This is a genomic window from Elongatibacter sediminis (assembly GCF_037892215.1).
In the GTDB taxonomy this organism is placed as follows: Bacteria; Pseudomonadota; Gammaproteobacteria; order Xanthomonadales; family SZUA-36; genus Elongatibacter; species Elongatibacter sediminis.
This window is the reverse complement of sequence record NZ_JAZHOG010000009.1, coordinates 98,492-117,652: the sequence shown is the minus strand read 5'-3', so window position 1 is coordinate 117,652 and position 19,161 is coordinate 98,492. Positions and strand designations below refer to the sequence as shown.

Annotated in this window: 10 protein-coding genes; 7 read left to right on the top strand and 3 right to left on the bottom strand. The window is 62.9% G+C overall.

Annotation, left to right across the window (positions count from 1 at the left end):
* The 4 genes from V3330_RS13790 to V3330_RS13775 all read left to right on the top strand — a co-directional run.
* The coding region (locus V3330_RS13790; RefSeq protein ID WP_354696018.1) for an FAD-dependent oxidoreductase at positions 1-1,845 on the top strand (1,845 nt) is incomplete at its 5' end.
* On the top strand, positions 1,821-3,644 hold the full coding sequence (locus V3330_RS13785) for a 2-oxoacid:acceptor oxidoreductase subunit alpha (protein WP_354696017.1): 1,824 nt from the start codon (positions 1,821-1,823) through the stop codon (positions 3,642-3,644). The genes V3330_RS13790 and V3330_RS13785, both read left to right, overlap by 25 nt.
* The gene (locus V3330_RS13780; protein WP_354696016.1) at positions 3,641-4,696 is read left to right on the top strand and encodes a 2-oxoacid:ferredoxin oxidoreductase subunit beta; all 1,056 of its coding nucleotides are present in this window, start codon (positions 3,641-3,643) and stop codon (positions 4,694-4,696) included. The genes V3330_RS13785 and V3330_RS13780 overlap by 4 nt, the downstream gene beginning before the upstream one ends.
* A 273-nt stretch (positions 4,697-4,969) precedes the next feature.
* Positions 4,970-7,261: a TonB-dependent receptor gene (locus tag V3330_RS13775; RefSeq protein WP_354696015.1), complete on the top strand. Its 2,292-nt coding sequence runs from the start codon at positions 4,970-4,972 to the stop codon at positions 7,259-7,261.
* Between the two features lie 466 nt (positions 7,262-7,727).
* On the opposite strand, the gene V3330_RS13770 is transcribed toward V3330_RS13775, so the two are convergent.
* Genes V3330_RS13770 through V3330_RS13760 form a run of 3 tightly spaced genes read right to left on the bottom strand, consistent with a single transcriptional unit; the run spans position 7,728 to position 12,851 of the window.
* On the bottom strand, positions 7,728-9,395 hold the full coding sequence (locus V3330_RS13770) for a tetratricopeptide repeat-containing sulfotransferase family protein (protein ID WP_354696014.1): 1,668 nt from the start codon (positions 9,393-9,395) through the stop codon (positions 7,728-7,730).
* Positions 9,367-11,583 (bottom strand): alpha/beta hydrolase family protein, encoded by a 2,217-nt coding sequence (locus V3330_RS13765; protein WP_354696013.1) that lies wholly within the window; start codon positions 11,581-11,583, stop codon positions 9,367-9,369. The genes V3330_RS13770 and V3330_RS13765 overlap by 29 nt, the downstream gene beginning before the upstream one ends.
* 5 nt (positions 11,584-11,588) lie before the next feature.
* Positions 11,589-12,851, bottom strand: coding sequence for a metal-dependent hydrolase family protein (locus V3330_RS13760; RefSeq protein WP_354696012.1), 1,263 nt, complete (start codon positions 12,849-12,851; stop codon positions 11,589-11,591).
* Between the two features lie 612 nt (positions 12,852-13,463).
* On the opposite strand from V3330_RS13760, the gene V3330_RS13755 reads away from it, so the two are divergent.
* The 3 genes from V3330_RS13755 (at position 13,464) to V3330_RS13745 (ending at position 19,129) form a co-directional block, all read left to right on the top strand.
* Positions 13,464-15,683, top strand: coding sequence for a TonB-dependent receptor (locus V3330_RS13755; protein WP_354696011.1), 2,220 nt, complete (start codon positions 13,464-13,466; stop codon positions 15,681-15,683).
* 22 nt (positions 15,684-15,705) lie between these two features.
* On the top strand, positions 15,706-16,617 hold the full coding sequence (locus V3330_RS13750; protein ID WP_354696010.1) for an MBL fold metallo-hydrolase: 912 nt from the start codon (positions 15,706-15,708) through the stop codon (positions 16,615-16,617).
* A 175-nt stretch (positions 16,618-16,792) separates the two neighbouring features.
* Complete coding sequence (locus V3330_RS13745; protein ID WP_354696009.1) at positions 16,793-19,129, top strand: TonB-dependent receptor; 2,337 nt, start codon at positions 16,793-16,795, stop codon at positions 19,127-19,129.
* Positions 19,130-19,161: the final 32 nt, after the last annotated feature.

Sequence of the window (19,161 nt, the reverse complement as noted above, 5' to 3'; positions counted from 1 at the left end):
GCGCGACGCGCGGCAGGGCCAGCTCAGGAAATGAAACGCACGGATACGTCGCATCCGGATTACTACCACAAGGTGGTGGATTGCCAGTGGGGTTGTCCGGCGCACACCGATGTCCCCGAGTACATCCGCCTCATTGCCCAAGGGCGGTTTTCCGATGCTTACATGGTTAACCGGGAGAGCAATATCTTCCCCGGTATTCTCGGCCGCGTCTGTGACCGGCCCTGCGAACCGGCTTGCCGGCGCGGGCGCATGGACGAAAAACCGGTGGCCATCTGCCGCCTGAAACGGGTTGCGGCCGACCACAAGAGTGATATCAGTGATCGCCTGCCGGTGGTTCCGGCCGAGAAAAACGGCAAGAAGATCGCGCTGATCGGAGCCGGCTGTGCCTCGCTCACGGTCTGCAACGACCTGATGCCGCTGGGCTACGAATGCACGATTTTCGAATCCCAGTCCGTGGCCGGCGGTCTGATGCGCTACAACATTCCCGCCTTTCGGCTCCCGGTCGAAACCCTCGAGGAAGAAATCGGCTACATCGTCGACATGGGGGTTGAGGTCAAGTACAACCACCGCGTCGAAAGCATGCAGGCCCTGCTCGACGAAGGTTACGACGCCGTATTTGTCGGCACCGGCGCGCCACGAGGCAAAGAGCTGAAGCTTCCCGGCCGCTACGACTCCGACAATATTTTCATCGGTATCGACTGGCTGGAGTCGGTGGCCTTCGGCCATATCGATTCCATCGGCGAAAACGTGCTGATCATCGGCGTGGGCAACACGGCGATGGACTGCTGCCGGACTTCGCTGCGACTCGGTGCGAAAAACGTCAAGGTCATGGCGCGCAAGCCGCGGCAGTTCTTCAAGGCTTCGGACTGGGAGCTGGAGGACGCCGAGGAAGAAAACGTCGAAATCGTCATCAACCATTCACCCAAGTCGTTTGTCGTTGAAGACGGCCAGCTCAAGGGCATGCTGTTCGACCGCATCGACTACACCATCGAGGATGGACGCATCCTCGACCAGGAAGTCATCGAGGAAGTTTTCATCCCCTGCGACGATGTGGTGCTGGCCATCGGTCAGGAAAATGCGTTTCCGTGGATCGAGCGGGAGCTCGGCATCGAGTTCAACGAGTGGGAAGAGCCGCTGGTCGACAAGGAGACGTTCGAGTCCACCCGTCCGGGCGTGTTCTTCGGCGGTGATTCGGCCTTCGGGCCCAAAAACATCATCTGGGCCGTGGAACACGGCCATCAGGCGGCCATCTCCATTCACCTGCATTGCCAGGGCAAGCCCCTGACCGAACGCCTGCCCGACCAGCTCAACCTGGGCAGTCGCAAGATGGGCATCCACGAATGGAGCTATTCCAACAATTTCGATCCCGCCGCACGGCGTCAGATGATGCACGTGCCGCTGGAGAAGCGTTTCGACGAGCTCGGTCGCGAGGTCGAACTGGGTTTCGACGCCGAGCAGACGGCGCGCGAGGTCGAGCGCTGCCTGAACTGCGATATCCAGACCGAATTCACCGATTCGCTGTGCATCGAATGCGATGCCTGTCTGGACATCTGTCCCACCCAGTGCCTCACCATCACCCCCGACGGTGAGGAAGTCGATATTGTCGAAAGCCTGCGCGCCCCGCGGTTGGAACCCGAACAGCCTTTGTTCGTGTCCGATCCGCTCAAACAGACCGGGCGCGTGATGGTGAAAGACGAGAATTTCTGCATCCACTGCGGGCTGTGCGCCGAGCGCTGTCCGACTGCCGCCTGGGACATGCAGAAGTCCCTGTTGCATTTTCCAAAGGCCGGAGAACACGGCCCTTCCATGGGTGACTCGCCATGTCAGCGACGCAAGGCCGGATAAACGACTTCGTACTGAAGATCGCTACCGTCAACGGAACCGGATCGGCAAGCGCCAACGGTTTGTTGATGAAAGCGCTGTTCCGGATGGGTATCCCGGTCACCGGAAAGAACCTGTTCCCGTCCAACATCCAGGGTCTGCCGACCTGGTACGAGGTGCGCGCCAACCGCGACGGTTACATGTCGCGCTCGGGACGGGTGGACATCATGGTGGCGATGAACGCCCAGACCTACGAGCAGGACCTGGGCGACGTCAGTCCCGGCGGCTTCCTGGTGTACGACTCCACCTGGCCGCGGGATCATCAGCTGCAGCGCGACGACATCACCATCCTCGGCGTGCCCCTGTCCAAGATGTGCAACGAGCACTTCAAGGTCGCCCGGGTGCGCATCCTGATGAAGAACATCGCCTACGTGGGCGTGCTCGCCGCGCTGCTCGAAATCGAGCTGGATCTGCTGCGCGAGCTGCTGGAGGAAACCTTCGCGACCAAGCCCAAACTGGTCGACAGCAACCTCGAGGCCATCCGGCTGGGTTACGACTACGCGCAGCAGAACTTCACCAGCCCCCTGCCGGTGCATGCCGAGAAGATGGGCGACAATGCGGGCAAGATCCTGATCGACGGCAACGCCGCCGCCGGCCTGGGATTCGTTTACGCCGGCGCCACCGTGGGCGCCTGGTACCCGATCACGCCATCCACCTCGCTGATGGACAATTTCAAAACCTTCTGCGAGATGTTCCGCACCGATCCGGACAGCGGTGAGCGGCGTTTCTGCATCATCCAGGCCGAGGACGAACTGGCCGCCGCCGGCATGGTGCTGGGCGCCAACTGGGTCGGCGCGCGCGCGTTCACCCCGACCTCCGGTCCCGGCATATCGCTGATGAGTGAATTCATCGGCTTTGCGTACTACGCCGAGATTCCGACGGTGTTCGTGGATGTACAGCGGGTCGGCCCGTCAACGGGCATGCCCACCCGCACCCAGCAGTGCGACATCCTGACCTGCGCGTTCGCCTCGCACGGCGATACCCGCCACCCCATGCTGCTGCCGGCCAACCCGGGCGAATGTTTCGAGATGGCGGTGCAGGCTTTCGATCTGGCCGACCGGCTGCAGACGCCGGTGTTCCTGATGACCGATCTGGACATCGGCATGAACGACTGGATGATTCCCGAACTGACCTGGGATGATAATTACCGGCCCAAACGCGGCAAGGTGCTGCACGCGGACGACCTGGAGAAAATGGAGCGCTTCGTGCGCTACACCGACTTCGACGGCGATGGCATTCCCTACCGCACCCTGCCCGGCGAGCACGCCAAGGGCGCCTACTTCGTGCGCGGTTCGGGGCACAATCGCCAGGGCGGTTATACCGAGGACTCGACCGAATACCAGGAAGTCATGGACCGCCTGCTGGTCAAATGGCAAACCGCCAAATCCATGGTGCCGCCAGCGGTACTGAACGGGGCGAGCCAGAAAAGCCGCTTCGGCATCATCGCTTTCGGCAGCTCCGACGGCGCGGTCATCGAAGCGCGCGACCGGCTCGCCGAACGCGGGATTCACGCCGATTACCTGCGGCTGCGCGCGTTTCCGTTCGGCGAAGAAGTCGAAGAATTCGTGCGCGCGCACGACACGGTGTTCGTCGTGGAGCAGAATCGCGACGCCCAGATGAAAAGCCTGCTTACCCTGGAAATCGACGGCATCGCCGAACGCCTGGTCTCGATTCTGCACTACAACGGCATGCCCATTCCCAGCGACTGCATCATCGACGCCATCAGTCGGCACATCGAATCCGGGTCGGAGGCCGCCGCATGACTTACATCACCAAACCGAAAATCGACCTTCCCGGCCAGGAGCGGAACGCCCTGGGTTTGCTGCAACGCGATTACGAGGGCAGCCTGTCGACCCTGTGCGCCGGCTGCGGTCACGATTCGATCACCGCGGCACTGGTCCAGGCCTTGTGGGAGCTGGCCATTCCACCCGAGAAACTGATCAAGCTTTCCGGCATCGGCTGCTCGTCCAAGACGCCGGCTTATTTCGTCCGCGGAGCCCACGGTTTCAATTCGGTACACGGCCGCATGCCCTCGGTGGCTGCCGGTGCCCACGCTGGCAACCGCGGCCTGGTTTGCGTGGGCGTGTCCGGCGACGGTGACTCGCTGTCGATTGGCTTCGGCCAGTTTGGCCATGCCCTGCGGCGCAATCTCAACATGCTCTACCTGATCGAGAACAACGGTGTGTATGGCCTCACCAAGGGCCAGTTCTCGGCGTCTGCCGATCCCGGCAGCAAGGCCAAGCGGGGCGAAGTGAACCAGATGCAGAGCATCAACCCGGTCACTACCGCCATCGCCATGGGCGCCAGTTTCGTCGGCCGCAGTTTTTCCGGCGACCGCACGCAACTGGTATCCCTGATCAAGGCCGGTATCCGCCATCCGGGCTGCGCCCTGCTCGATGTGATCTCGCCCTGTGTCACCTTCAACGACCACGAAGGATCGACCAAGAGTTACGCCTACACCCGCGAGCACATGCATCGGGCCATGGAAGTCGGCTTCGTGCCGCCGAAAACCGAAATCACCGCCGATTACGGGGACAGCGAAACCACGCGGGTGACCCTGCATGACGGGTCCACCATCGTGCTGACCAAGACCGACCCCAATTACGACACCGCTTCGCGCAGTTCCGCGCTGCGTTACCTGGAACAGACCCGCAGCCGCGAGGAAATCCCCACCGGGCTGCTGTTCCTCGACGAAGACCTGCCGGACATGCACGCCATTGCCCGCACCGCGGAAAAACCGCTGGTCGACATGGACTACGAAGAACTCAATCCGGGCAACGAGGCACTGCAGAAACTTCAGCGCTCGATGCGCTGATTCGCCCCAGGCACACCGCCACCGGAATCCTGGCCCCGGCTGTTTCCGGGGCCTCCATCCGCATCGCCATAGGGCGAACGCCCAAGAGCCTGCATTGACCCCCAATGGGGGCCCGCGTAGCATTCTCACCATAACGAGAATAATTAGCGGGACCTGAACCCCCCCGCCCTTTGACTGAAACGAGATCTGTATGAGGAGCACGCTCAGCGGACTGGCCCGAGGCCGGTCGGTTTGGCGGTGCCCATTTCCACTACACACCTGGGAAGACCCATTATGAACAATCGCATTTCAAGCGCCATCCGCCTGGCCCTGTATTCTCATGCCCGATCTCCGCGCCAGCAGTCCGCAGTCGCGCCCTTTCTGATGGGGGTGTCGTCAGCCGCCCTGCTCGCACCTGCCGCCGCCCTGGCGCAGGACAATGCCGACTCGAGTGCCGGTGCCCTCGAAGAAGTGGTCGTAACCGCCAGCAAGCGCGGCGACCAGTTTCTGCAGAACATGGCCACCAGCATCCGCGCGATCACGTCGGAAGACCTGGAAAAAGCCAACATCCAGGATTTCGAGGACTGGGTGGGCTTCGTGCCCGGTGTAACCTTCAAGGATCTCGGCCCGGGTGAGAAAACCATCGTCACCCGCGGTCTGGTGTCCACCGGTGCGGCGACCACCGCGGTGTACTTCGATGAAACCAACATCACCGCCTTCAACGACGGCGAGGGTGGCGGCCGTAACGTCGACTTCAAGCTCTTCGACCTCGAACGCATCGAGGTACTGCGCGGCCCGCAGGGCACCCTGTACGGCGCCAGCGCGCTGGGCGGCACCATCCGGATCATCTCGGCCAAGCCGGACCTCACCGAGTGGTCGGCATCGGCCGAAATGGAACTGAGTTCGACCAAGGAAGGCAGCGGCAACTACGCCGCCCGCGGGCACATCAACCTGCCCATCGTGCCGGACGTGTTCGGCATCCGCCTGGCGGCCTGGGCCGTGGACAACAGCGGGTACATCGACAACATCCGGCTGGGCAACAGCGAAATCAACGACGAAGAAACCGTTGGTGCCCGCCTGACCGCCCGCTGGCAGGCTACCGAAAACCTGACCCTGACCGCGACAGCCATGACCCAGGAACAGGACATCGGCGACAGCAGCCGCTTCAACCAGGTGGGAGACGATGCGCTGATCTTCCCCGGCGAAACACCGTTCTCCGTCACCGATGAACTGCAGGTCACCGATTTCACGCGCAACCCGCGTCAGGACGATCCGACGATCCTGTCCCTGGTTGCCGACTATCAGACCTCGTTTGGCTCATTTGTGGCCACCACCAGCCTGTACGATCGTGAAGTGCTGTTCAATTTCGACTCGACGCCGATTCTGCTGTTCTTCGGTGTGCCGATCCGGGCCATCTCCTCGTTCCCCGAGGATCGGGAAATCTGGTCCAACGAAATTCGCTTCTCGTCCGACTTCGACGGCCGGGTGCAGTTCGTGGGTGGTCTGTATCACCAGGAAGAGGATCTGGAATCCGAGTCCAACGTGTGGACCGTGGACGCGAACGGCAACATCAACGAGAGCAGTCCCAGCGTGTTGTCCGTGCTGCGTGACCGCAGCTTCGACGAGACCGCCATCTTCGGTGAGCTGACCGTGAACATCACCGACCAGTGGGATTTCACCGTCGGTGCGCGCTACGCGGAATTCGATTTCGTCACCGACGAGAACGCGGTCGTGCCGTTCTTCGGCCCGCCGATGGGCCCCGAGCCGACCAAGAGCGGTGACGACTCCAGCTCCATCTTGAAATTCAATACGTCCTACCAGGTCAACGACGACGTGATGGTTTACGCCACCGCATCCGAAGGCTTCCGCCGCGGTGGTCTGAACCTGAATGCGTTTGGCGACCTGTTCGACATTCCCGAGACCTTTGGTTCCGACGAGCTGTGGAATTACGAAGTGGGCGTGAAGTCTTCCTGGTTCGAAGACAAGCTGATCGTCAATGCGACCCTGTATACGCTGGACTGGTCCGACATCCAGCTCGAAACCGTCAGCGAACTGGGCGGCGTCGAGTTCTTCACCAATGCCGGCAAGGCCCGGGTCAACGGCATCGAACTGGAACTGTTCGCCCGCCCGGTGGCTGGACTGAATCTGTCCGCGGCCATTGGTTACACCGATGCCGAACTCACTGAAGATGCGCCGCCGATCAATATTCCACCCCTGCCCAGCGAGGGCCAGGACGGCGACAGCATCAACAACGTGCCGGATCTGACCGCCAGTTTCGCCGCCGACTACACCTGGACGGCTTTTGGCGGCTGGGATGCCACCGTCGGCGGGGCCCTGCGCTACACCGGCGACTCCGATACGCGTATTGCGGCCAATCGCGACCCGTTCAACGTGCACCTGCCGAGCTCGACCATCGTCGATCTGCGTGCGGGACTGGGTAATGACAATTGGCGGGTCGAGTTCTTCATCGAGAACCTGACCGACGAGCGCGCGATCAACGACGCGATCAACGAAGTGACCAATATTCTGGCTTTCTTCACCAATCGTCCGCGCACCACCGGCGTACGCGTCAACTATCAGTTCTGAGCCAGGAGTCAGAGGCCAGGTGGATCCCGGGTCAAGCCCGGGATGACGATAAGAGCTCAAGCCCGGGATGACGATAAGGGCTCAGGCCCGGGATGACGATAAGGGCTCAGGCCCGGGATGACGATAAGGACTCAGGCCCGGGATGACGATAAGGGCTCAGGCCCGGGATGACGATAAGAGCTCAAGCCCGGGATGACGATAAGGACTCAGGCCCGGGATGACGATAAGGACTCAGGCCCGGGATGACGATAAGGACTCAGGCCCGGGATGACCCAAACGGGCCGAGCCTATTGAAATCGGTCACCCCGGCCTCGAGCCGGGGTCCACTAACGGTACCGTCACCCCGGCCTCGAGCCGGAGTCCACCAGAGGTACCGTCACCCCGGCCTTGAGCCGGGGTCCATGGACTTGGCGTGGCCTGGAACAGCCGCTTGCCTCGGTCGAGGCGAAACCCTTGCCGTTCGGGATCAGGCGTCGGGCCGGTCCAGTTGTTGGACCAGGGGTTCGAGAAACCGGAGGTAGGCCTCGGCTGAGCGCCGGGGCGTGGCGTCCAGCCCCTCGCGGACCTGCAGGGCGCTGGCCGTCTGGATCATGCCGGCGGCCGCTTCCGGTGAGCGGCAGGCCTCATCCCATTCCAGCCCCAGGCGATCGAACACCGGGACCAGCACCGCCCGCGGATCGGCGATCAAGCCGTCGTATTCGACGGTGACGATCCGGTCCGGCCGGCGACGGGCCGCCGACTGCATGAAAGAGTCGACGGCGAGTGCGTAACGTCCCAGTTGCTCAAGGTCACAGGTGAAAGCCTGGCCGCCGGTAAACAAGTGGCGGTAGCAGGACCAGCAGGCTTCCAGCAGGTCGCGCCGGGCGTGGATGACGACGGCGTCCGGAAACAGGCAGTGAATGGTGGGCAGGCACAGGAAATTGGCCGGCAGTTTGTCGGTCACAAAGCGCCCGCCCCGCTGGCGAATCCGCAGCGAATCCAGGTACCGTTCCCGCAGTGTTGTGAGATCCGCTGCGCTCAACCGTGCCTGGTCTTCGGGAAAGCCCAGCCGGCGTTCCCGCAGCAGGTTTCTGAGGTGACGCTGCAGCCAGACGTTCTCGCCACCGGCGTCGATCGCCGGGTGCCGGGCCAGCATCTGCTCGATCAGGGTCGAGCCCGTGCGTGGCAGCCCGACGATGAACAGCGGTACCGGCTCCTCGGCGAGAGGCGCCGCGACGGCGGATGCCGCGGCGTGGCCCGCACTGGCCCCGCTGAGCCTCAGCACCGCGTCAACATCGGCCGCGGCCCGATTCCCGAGCTCCGCATGCCGGATGCGATTGCCGCGGCGCAGGTGTTCAAACGCGGGTCCGTGTTCGGCGCGGCGGTGCAGGAGGTGCGCGGCGGCGAAATGGAGGGCGGCCGAGTCCCTGGATTCCGGTGAATCCGCCCTATCGAGTATCCGCCCGGCCAGCGCCTCGTCGCGCTCGTCCATTACCTGGCTCAGATACCAGTAGGCCTGGTCCAGCGACCCATCGAGGATCAGGGCGCGCCGGTAAGCCTCGCGGGCTCCCTCGCGCTCGCCCTTCATCAACAGGAAACTGCCCAGGTTGAGCCAGTTTTCAGGCACCGCGCCGCCGCCCTCGCAGGCGCGCCGGAATGCCGGCTCGGCAAGATCGGGACGCAGGACCCGGGCAGCGAGTTCGCCGAGACTCGCCTGCACGCGGTCGTCATTGGCGAACCGTTCAGCGGCTTCGGACAAAACCGCAATCGCGCCCGCCTCCTGCCCGTCCCCGGCCAGCAGGTCGGCGAGTTGCAGGCTCAGGTCCGCGTTATCGGGTTCGAGGGCGAGCGATTCGCGCAGCGCGGTGATGGCCTGCCCGGTTTCGCCCAGGGCCAGCAGCGCCTGCCCCATGTTGCTTTTGACCGCCGCCGTGACGTAGCCGTGGCCCACGGCCCGCACACAGCACTCCAGGGCGTGCCGGTGGCGTTCGAGCTGGCCGCACAGCACCCCCAGGTAATGCCAGGTCTCACCGTCCGCCGGCCAGGTCTCGAGTATGGCCCGGTAGGCTTGTTCCGCACGCAGCAGATCGCCCTCGCGGTGCAGCGCCAGTGCGTCGGCCCGGCGCTCACTCAGGGTCGGACGGGACTCGCTCATGCGCCTGCAGGTGAATCTGCCACCAGTCGAACATACGCCGGTAGAAATCCACAAAGTAGTCCCGGTTGCCGCGCACCACGCTGTGGTCCGCACCCGGGTAGACAATCAGTTCGGTGGGTGCCTGCCCCAGCCTCCGCAGCGCCTGGAACATCCATTCGCCGTGCGCCAGCGGCACCTGTGCGTCCTCGGTGCCATGCAGAAACAGAATGGGCGTGTGGATGCGGTCAGCCAGCCAGAACGGCGAGTCCAGCAGATAGGCGGGCCGGTCCGCGTACGGGGTCGCGCCGCCCATCAGGTATTCCAACAGGTCGGCGTCGCGGTCCTTGCCGGTGGCCCAGCTCAGGGCGAATTCCACCGGCGCGGCACGCAGCACCGCGGCGTCGGCCCGATCGGAATTCGTGACCAGGGCCATCCCGGCGTATCCCCCCAGGCTGCCACCGTAGTAACCGATCGAGGGACCCACCCCGTGGGATGCGATGACGTGTTCGGCCGCCTGGGGAATGACCTGCTGGTAAGCCAGGCGGAGTTCGCCACGGCGCGGAAACACATCGGGCAGCAGGTAGGCATAGCCGTTCAGCGCGTGCAGCTGGGCTTCGTAATTGAATTCGTTCAGCCGGTGCGACTGGCGGCCGTAGGTGGTGACAACCAGCGGAACCTCGTCCTGCGGACCCGGTTCGGGCGGCCGGTACAGCAGGCCGTGCCACTCGCCGGCCGCATCGCCGCCGGTAGCGGCCCCCGAAGGCGCCCCCGCATCAGCGGGTCCGGGCGCTGACCGCAGCGCGCCGCGAACCGCAACCGCCGCGCTGAATGCCGTGCCATCCAGTTGTGGGTTCAGATGGCTGATACGCCCGGGTTCCGGCTTGGCCAGGTTCAGCACGTACCAGTCGGCGGGACGGTCGGATCGTTCCAGCGAAAACGCCAGATCGCCGGACCGGGCGGCCGTGCCGAGGCGGCCCGCATGGCCGGGAATGCGCAGTACCGGGTGCTCGCGGCCCTCGGCCCACAGCGAGAAGGCTTCATCCCGGGAACCGAGTTCCCGGGTATGGACCAGCAAGGCCGCACCCTGCCGCACCCATCGGGCCGACAGCACTTCGACGTTTCGGTCACCGTCGAGCAAGGTTTGCGCCCCGGTTTCACCCGCCCCCAGCAGGACCAGGCGGTGCGGGCCCGGCGGCGGGATGACGTAGCCGGAACGATCGCCGCCGCCGGCAGGCATCCAGGCCGCGGTGGCGTCGGCGCTGACCGCCGCGCCCAGGAGGCCTCCGGGCAGCGCGGTGCCGGATTGCCCACTGTCGAGGTCCAGAATCTCGAGACCCCGGGGCGTCTGCACCACGAGGCGGGCGCCGTCCTGCCAGCCCCACACGTGCTGCAGGTCGGTAAGGTCCACGGTACGCGGCTTCCCGTCCGGCAACGCCAGCACTTCGACCGTCAGCGGCTGTACGTAGTCGTCGCCGGCGAAGAACCCGGGTGCATCGATCTGCGCATGGGTGATCAGCACGGCGCTGCGGTCCGGTCGCGGCAGAAGTTGCCGCAGCGCGATGCCTTCGCTCAGCGTCCGGTGCTGGCCGGTATCCACGTCGACCAGCAACAGACGCCAGCGGCGCTGGTCGCGGAAGTGCGCGTCGAACGGCGAATGGGGATCGTCCGAGCGCAGGCGCAGCGGCCGGTTCGCTTCCGGCACCGGAGGATTCGGCAACGCTTCGGCCACGACGAGATGCGTGTCGTTCAGCACCCACACGGGGGCCGGATGCTGCGCGCGGTAGCGGGACACCTCGCCCGGCAGCGCCAATCGCTGCGGCTCCGGGCCGGCCAGCGGATCCCGCGACCAGACCAGGGTCCGTTCCGGCCCCAGGCCTTCGAACCAGGCCAGTTGCGCGCCGGATTCGGACCAGACGGGGTCGGAGGCCTGCTCCGACAACACCGTGTCCTGGCCGGTGGCCGGTTCATGGAGGATGAGCCTTCCGGTGGACTTGTGGGCACGCACCGCGGCATCGCGCCGCCAGTCGGTATGCAGGACCGCGACCGCACGCCCGTCGGCCGCCCACGCGGGCTCGCCCACCGGGCGGCTGATCGCCAGAACATCCTCCGGACCGAATGCGGCAGTATCACTGGCCACGGCGGGATCCATGCCGTTCAGCCAGGCCATCGCCCCCGCCAGCAGCAGGCCCGCGCATCGGATTTGGCGCACCCGGCTCACGGCGCCGCCCGCTCGACCGGCTCGCCGCCCTTGATCACGGCGTGTGGGCGAGTCAGTTCGGAAATGTCGTTCAGCGGACTGCCGCGCACGGCGACGAGATCGGCGTACTTGCCCACTTCCAGCGAACCCACGTCGTCCGCCCAGCCCATGGCCCGGGCCGCATTGAGCGTCGCGGTGGCGATCACGTCGGCGGGTTTCATGCCCAGTTCCACCATCTGCACCAGTTGTTCGGCATTGCCGCCGTGCGGCCGCCAGCCCGCATCGGTTCCAAAGGCGATCGGCAGGCCGGCTTCGCGCACTCGCTGGAAGCTGGCGACCATGCCGTGGTAGATGGCGAGGTTTTCCTGGCGCCAGGCGTCGCTGAGCGGCAGGTCCGGGTTCTCGGCCATTTCCTTGACGGTGCGTGCCGCCACCAGGGTGGGGATGAACCACGCGCCGGACCTCTGCAACAGCTTCAGGCTTTCGTCATCGACGAAGGTGCCGTGTACGACCGCATCGAAACCGGCCTCCAGCGGCCGGTTGATGGAATCCGCCGAAAACGCCGAGGCCGTGATCTTCACGCCCAGTGCGTTCGCCGCCTCCGCCATGGCGCGCAATTCTTCGAGCGTGAACTGCGATTTCGAGCCATCCGCCAGATCGTACTTGGTCGCGACCTTGATGGTGTCCGAACCCAGCGCCACCTGCTCACGAATGGCGCGGCGGCAATCGTCCGCCCCGTCGCAGACCGCACCGGTATGGAATACCGCCTCGACCTCCGGGCGGTACCAGTCGCGCAGATCACCGCCGGTGGCCATGATGATCTCACCGGCCACCTGGATTCTCGGCCCCGGCACCTTGCCGGCATTGATGGCGTCACGCAGCGCATACATCGCATCCCCATGGCTGCCCATGTCGCGGATGGTCGTGAAACCGGCCGCCAGGGTGCGCCGGCCGTGCACGTAGGCCTGCAACGCGTTGTCGGCGTCGGTCCAGGTCACCAGCCGCAGCATCGTCGGCGGCAAGCCGAGCTGGGATTGCAGGTGGGTCTGCGTATCGATCAGTCCCGGCACCACGAAACAGCAGCTCAGATCGATGTGCCGCACGCCGGAATCGTCACCAGGATCCTCCGCCTCCACTCGCCCCTCCTCGACGGTCACGAGACGGCCATTGCGCACGTACAGCGAAACGTTGTCCCGAACCGGCTCACCCGCCACCAGCAGGGCGTGCCGTGCGAAGATCACCGTGTCGTGTTCCGGCACTTCGCCGGCCTGTACGGCCATGCTGCACAACACCGCAAGGACCATGGCCGGCAGCGCTTCCACCCATCTGCGCCCCCGGTTTCTGGAGGACTTCAGGCGGCGCATGTTCCCGTGGTCGGGGTGTGTCCGGGCGCCGGTGTGTCGGCGGCAGGCCCGGACGGGAAGCGGGCCGGCTTGCTTGCGGCTGTGGGTTGTAGCTACCACTTATTTACTCCAGTCATCGGCGTGTGTCGGCGGCTGTGGTCCACGATCGATTTTCCGCTCCGCAGGTATTGGCCGACGGGTACCCGGCCAGGGCCAGGTTCGCGGCTGATTCAGGGTCGATAGCCACCAAAATCGGTATCCATGTCACGATGCCAGGCTTCTTCTGTCGAATAATGACCGTTCCCGTCGCGAAAAAAGCACAAGATGGTCTTGAGTCTACGATCAATCTCGCGTCCTGACATGCTGTCCTGCAATGTCACTGCACGCTGAAGCCCGGGTCGAATGCACAGGCCTCCATGATAGGTGTGGCCGGACCCGCCCGGGCCGGGCTTTTTAGTCATCGAGCGCTAAAATGCAACTTGTTCCACCGCGGCAACTGTGACACTTCTAAAAAAGAGGAATGCGGAATCGCCTGGGGATTACAGACAGGTGACGAATAAATACACACCCGGCCGGCTGTTGTTGAATGCCGGCGTTTTGGCACTGACCGCATGCTCCGTTGCAGCCTGGGCGCAACAGCCGACTGCTTCGGAAAGAGCGGAGATCGAAGAAGTCATCGTAACCGCCACCAAGCGTGGCGCTGAAAGTGTGCAGGATGTGCCCATAAGCATTACCGCATTCTCCCAGACACTGCTGGAAAACAAGGGTGTCGACAGTTTCGAGGACTTCGCCAATCTCGTTCCCGGACTGTCATACGAGGATGCCGGGCCAGGGGATAAGACGTTCATCGTACGTGGCATCAATTCGACCGGCACCGGCGTGGCCACGGTGGGTCAGTACATCGATGAAATTCTGGTCACCGGAGACCTCCGCCAACCCGATCTGCGCCTGTTCGATGTCGAGCGCATCGAAGTCCTTCGTGGCCCCCAGGGCACGCTGTACGGTTCGGGCTCACTGTCGGGCACGATCCGCGTTGTCACCAACAAGCCGGATCCGACCCGATTCGCCACGACCGTCCGTCTGGAGGGCTCGCATACCCGCAACGGCGGTGAAGACTATGAAGCCAGTGCGATGGTGAACCTGCCGCTGGTGGAAGATACCCTGGCCTTGCGGGTGGTCGGCTATCACCGCGATTATTCAGGCTTCATCGATAACGTCCGCCTGGGCGAGGACCGGGTGAATGACGAGGAAACCTCAGGTGGCCGCGCGGTGCTGCGCTGGACACCGAATGATGACATGACGCTGACGGCCAGCGCCTACTTTCAGGATACCCGGCTCGGCGGCCGTAACATCTTCACGACCGCGGACGGCACTCTGGGAGAGTTCAATACCGATCAGTACGTTCACGATCCGTTCGACGACGATTTTGAAATCTACAACCTGACCTGGGAGCAGAGGTTTTCACTCGGCACCCTGACCGCCTCGACCTCGTACTTCGACCGCCGCGTATCGGACAACTTCGATTCGACCCCTTTCAATCAGCAATTCGGGGAGTTCCTGTTTCTGGAGGTTCTCGGTTTGCCGACCATCAACGGCCTGACCAACCAGACCGATACCTCGGAACTTTTTACCAATGAAATCCGCTTTGCCACCGACCTCGAAGGGCCGGTCAACGCGGTCGTCGGCCTGTTCTACCAGGAAATCGACACGACCTTCGACACCCTGGTGGCTTCCTCGGATGATGCGGGCTTCGTCATACAGCCGGTGCTGCCGATTTTTGGCGAATTTCTCGCGCATTCGACCGATCAGTTCGCGGTGTTCGGAGAGATCAGTTACGACATCAACGAGCAATGGACCGCACTCGTCGGAGCCCGTTATTTCACAGCGGATCAGAAAGACGACCGGGTCAACACCTTTCCGTTCGGGGGATTCAACCCGCCCTCGGTGGAGCCGACGGTCAATACCAGCTCCGATAAATTCACACCCAAGTTCTATGTGTCCTATGCACCCAATGACGACCGGCTTTATTTCGCGACGGTCAGCCAGGGATTCCGGGTCGGCGGCGGCAACCAGAACCCGATTTTCCCGCTTCCGGAAGAAAACCAGAACTACGATCCGGATCAACTGTGGAATTTCGAGTTGGGCGCCAAGACCGAATGGTTCGACAATCGGCTGCGCGTAAACTCCGGGATTTACTACATCCTCTGGGAAGACATCCAGGTAGCGGACTTTACCGACGACGCGAACTCGTTCACGTTCACGTCGAATGCGGGTGAAGCGCGTGCTTACGGCCTCGAGCTGGAAATCGCGGCCCAGCTCACCGAGCGCTGGGATCTGACCACGACTCTGTCATATGTGAATGCCGAGTTGACCGAAGACCAGCCCTCCCTCAACCCCGAAACTGCCGCGCGCGATGGCGACAAGTTTCCCAACACACCGGAATGGTCCGGCAGCTTCTCCGCCCAGTACCAGTGGCCGATGACGAATGGTTGGGATGGTTTTTTCCGGGCTGATGCGGCTTATGTCGGAGATTCGGAAACCCAGTTCAATCCGGAAAATCCGATCAGCAACCACAAGGACGATTATGTTCTGACCAACCTGCGCCTGGGAATTCGTGCTGAATCCTGGGACGCGACATTGTTCGTCAATAACCTCTTCGACGAACTGGCCGAGGTCAATATCATCGAGCAGGCCAGTAATCTGACCCCCCGGGCCATCGTCGCAGCGCGGCCGCGACGGGTGGGTGTGAGCCTGACGTATCATTACTGAAGACCATCAAGAGGGAAGTCCCGTGAAATTTCTGCTTGCACTGCCGTTATACCTGTTTTGTCTGGTGTGCGGCTCGACTGCGCTGGCCCAGGTTGAACTGCCCGACTGGGATACCGTCGAGATCAAAACCGTCGAGCTCGGTGACGGGCTGTACGTACTGGAAGGGTTCGGCGGCAACATCGGTGTGCTGGACGGGCCGGATGGCGTGCTGATCGTCGACGACCAGTACGATGAGCTGTCGGAAAAAAATCTGGCCGCCATCGCCAGCATCACCGATCAGCCGGTCCGCTTCGTCGTCAACACCCATTGGCACGGCGACCATGCCGGCGGCAACAAGGCGATGCACGAAATTGGCGCGCACATCTTCAGCACCGACGAAGCTCGCGCCGCGATCGAGCGACACAATGCCGGCATTGACAGTGAAGACGCCGGCACGCACCCGATCCATGCGGCCTCGACAACATTCCGCGATCAGCTGACTTTTCATGTGAACGGCCAGGTGGTGCGTGTCTTCAAGACTCGCCCGGCCCATACCGACGGCGATGCCATTGTCGAGTTTCAGCCCGCCAACGTGATTCACATGGGCGACACCTCGTTCAACGGCTTCTATCCCTTCATCGACGTCGCCAACGGCGGCTCCATCGACGGCATGATCGCCCTGCACCGGGAAATTCATGATCTGGCCAATGACGAGACGGTCATCGTTTTCGGTCACGGACCCAACGGCCGCCGCGGTGATCTGCTGGAATACCAGGCCATGTTGCAGACGGTGCGCGACCGGGTCGCCGCCGCTCTGGAACAGGGCACCACCCTGGAAGACCTGATCGCGGCCCAACCACTGGCCGACCTCGACCCCGAGTGGGGCGGCAACCTGATCAAGGCACCCATGCTGCTGCAGATGGTCTATACCGACCTGTCCCAACGGTTACCCTGACGACCCGATCGAGCCCATGCGGGCCCGGGAGGGCCCGTATGGGCGGCCCCGATCTGGCGGCGACGCTGGCGGGACAAAGCTCTGCAGTACCTGGATAGCACTGGCCCCGAAAATATTGCTCTCCTTAACAGGATGGGGAGAGACCACTAAAACCGGGTAGCCAAGGAGTGCTTTGATGAAGAATAAAACGACGTGCGGAGTCATTACTCCGTTCACGGTTCTTGCGGTCGGAATGTGCCTGTCCGTATCCCAGCCAGTCGCCGCACAGGACAATGCGCAAGCCAATGCGGCCCTAGAAGAAGTCATCGTCGTCGCCCGCCGGCGTGAAGAATCTCTGATGGAAACGCCGGTATCGATTACAGCCTACTCGGCCGAGGATCTCGACGCCCGGCAGATCACTCGCTCCGACCAACTCGCCGAGTCCACGCCCAACCTGGTGTATCGCGGTGTTACCGGCAATACCAGCATGAACAGCTCCATCATCTACATCCGCGGTATCGGTCAGGGCGATTTCGCGCCCAGCGTGCAGCCGGGCGTGGGCCTGTATGTGGATGGGGCGTATGTGGCTGGCAGCGTCGGTTCGGTCAGCGAAATCTACGACATCGAGTCCATCGAAGTGCTGCGCGGGCCGCAGGGCACCCTGTTCGGGCGCAACACGATTGGCGGAGCCATTCTGATCAATACCAAAAAGCCCAATGATGTGCTGTCGGGAAATTTCGAGGTCCAGGTGGGCGAACGCTCGCACATGCAGGCCTCCGGCACGGTCAATATACCGCTGACCGACAACCTGTTCGGAAAAGTATCGGTACTGGCCAGAACGGCCGATGGCTGGATCGACACACCCAATATTGACGGCGACGATGATTTTGGCAGTGACGAGACCAAGGCCATTCGCGGCTCCCTGCGCTGGCAGAGCGATTCGGTAACCCTGGACCTGTCCGCGGATTACGTCAAACGCGAGTCGGACGGCTTTCCCGCGATTCTCACCCTGATCGCCGAGGACATGGGTCAGGCCGCTACCTGGAACCAGGTGGTCGCGCCGGCCCTGGGTCTGGGACTGTGGACCAACGAGCTCTATGTTCCGCCACCCGGCTCGTACACGAATTACTCGGAGCTTTTTCGGCCACTCGAAGGCGAAGTCAAATCCTTCGGGCTGACCGCGCAGTGGGACATCTCCAGCAACCTCACCTTCAAGTCCATCACCAGCTATCGTGAAGTAGAGGACTTCGGCGCCCAGGACTGGGATCTGAGCGCCCCGCGGGTCATGGAACACAGCGACTTCATCGACTCGGAGAACTTTTCCCAGGAATTGCAGCTGTTCGGTACGGCGATGGACGACCGGCTCAACTGGCTGGTGGGCGCATATTACTTTTCCGAGGATACCGTTAACCTCAACGGTGTGATCTTTTCGGCCTTCAGCCTGATGTCCGGTTCCATCGTCGACAACAGCAGTTCGGCCCTGTTCGGTCAGTTTACCTACGATGTAACCGACAAATTCTCGGTCACCGTGGGCGGGCGGTATACCGATGAAAAGCTGGATTCCATCGTTAACGATGAACACCAGTACATCACCCAGCTGTTCGATCCGAATTGCACCGGTGAGTGCACGGCACTGCCGCCATCCGCGGCCGCCAGCCCCTACCCCTGGTCGCGCCGCCGCGGCACGCCCGATGGCTGGGTGACACTGCCGCTGCCGCCGGAAGAAGGCTCGTTTCGTATTCAGCCGGTCAATGTCTTCGAGTCGGATCACAGCGATTTCGAACCCTATTTCAATTTCTCCTACCAGTGGAACGACGACCTCATGACCTACCTGTCCTACTCCGAAGGATTCAAGGGCGGCGGGTTCACGCAACGCATTCCGCCGGGCCGCACGGTCGAGGACTTCGGGCCCGAGCAGGCCAAGGTTTATGAGTTGGGCGGAAAATGGACCGGCCTCGGCGGCCGCGTGCGCCTGTCCGGCGCGATCTTCAGAACCGATTACACTGACCTGCAGGTCAACGTGAGCCGCGAACTGGGTGGCACGTTGGAAAACGCCAGTGACGCCGAGATCGATGGTCTGGAACTGGAGGCGGTAATTGCGGTGTCCGAGAATTTTCAGTTATCGGCCGGGCTCGGCTATCTCGACGCGGAATACAAAAACGTCGATCCCTTCGTCAGCTTCTCTCCGGACAACGAGCTGCCGAGTGTGCAGGAGTGGCAGTACAACGCGTCCGCGATGTACGATTTCGCGTTGGCGGAAGGCACCCTGACGGCCCGCCTCGATTATTCCTATTCGGATGAGTTCTACATCAACGCGCAAAACAATGCGCTCACGCCCAGCTTCGATGTGTTCAACGGCAGCCTGGTCTATCGCCCCACGTCGGAGAAATGGGAGCTGGCGCTGCAGGCCCGCAACCTGTTCGACGAGTACTACCTCTACGGCGTGTACAGCAACCTCGAGTCCGATGCGCGGCTGCACTCCACACCCGCGCCGCCGCGCCAGGTGATTCTGCGGTTCAAATACCTGTGGTAGCTTGATTCCGCTGGAATTCCCGGGCCCTGGCG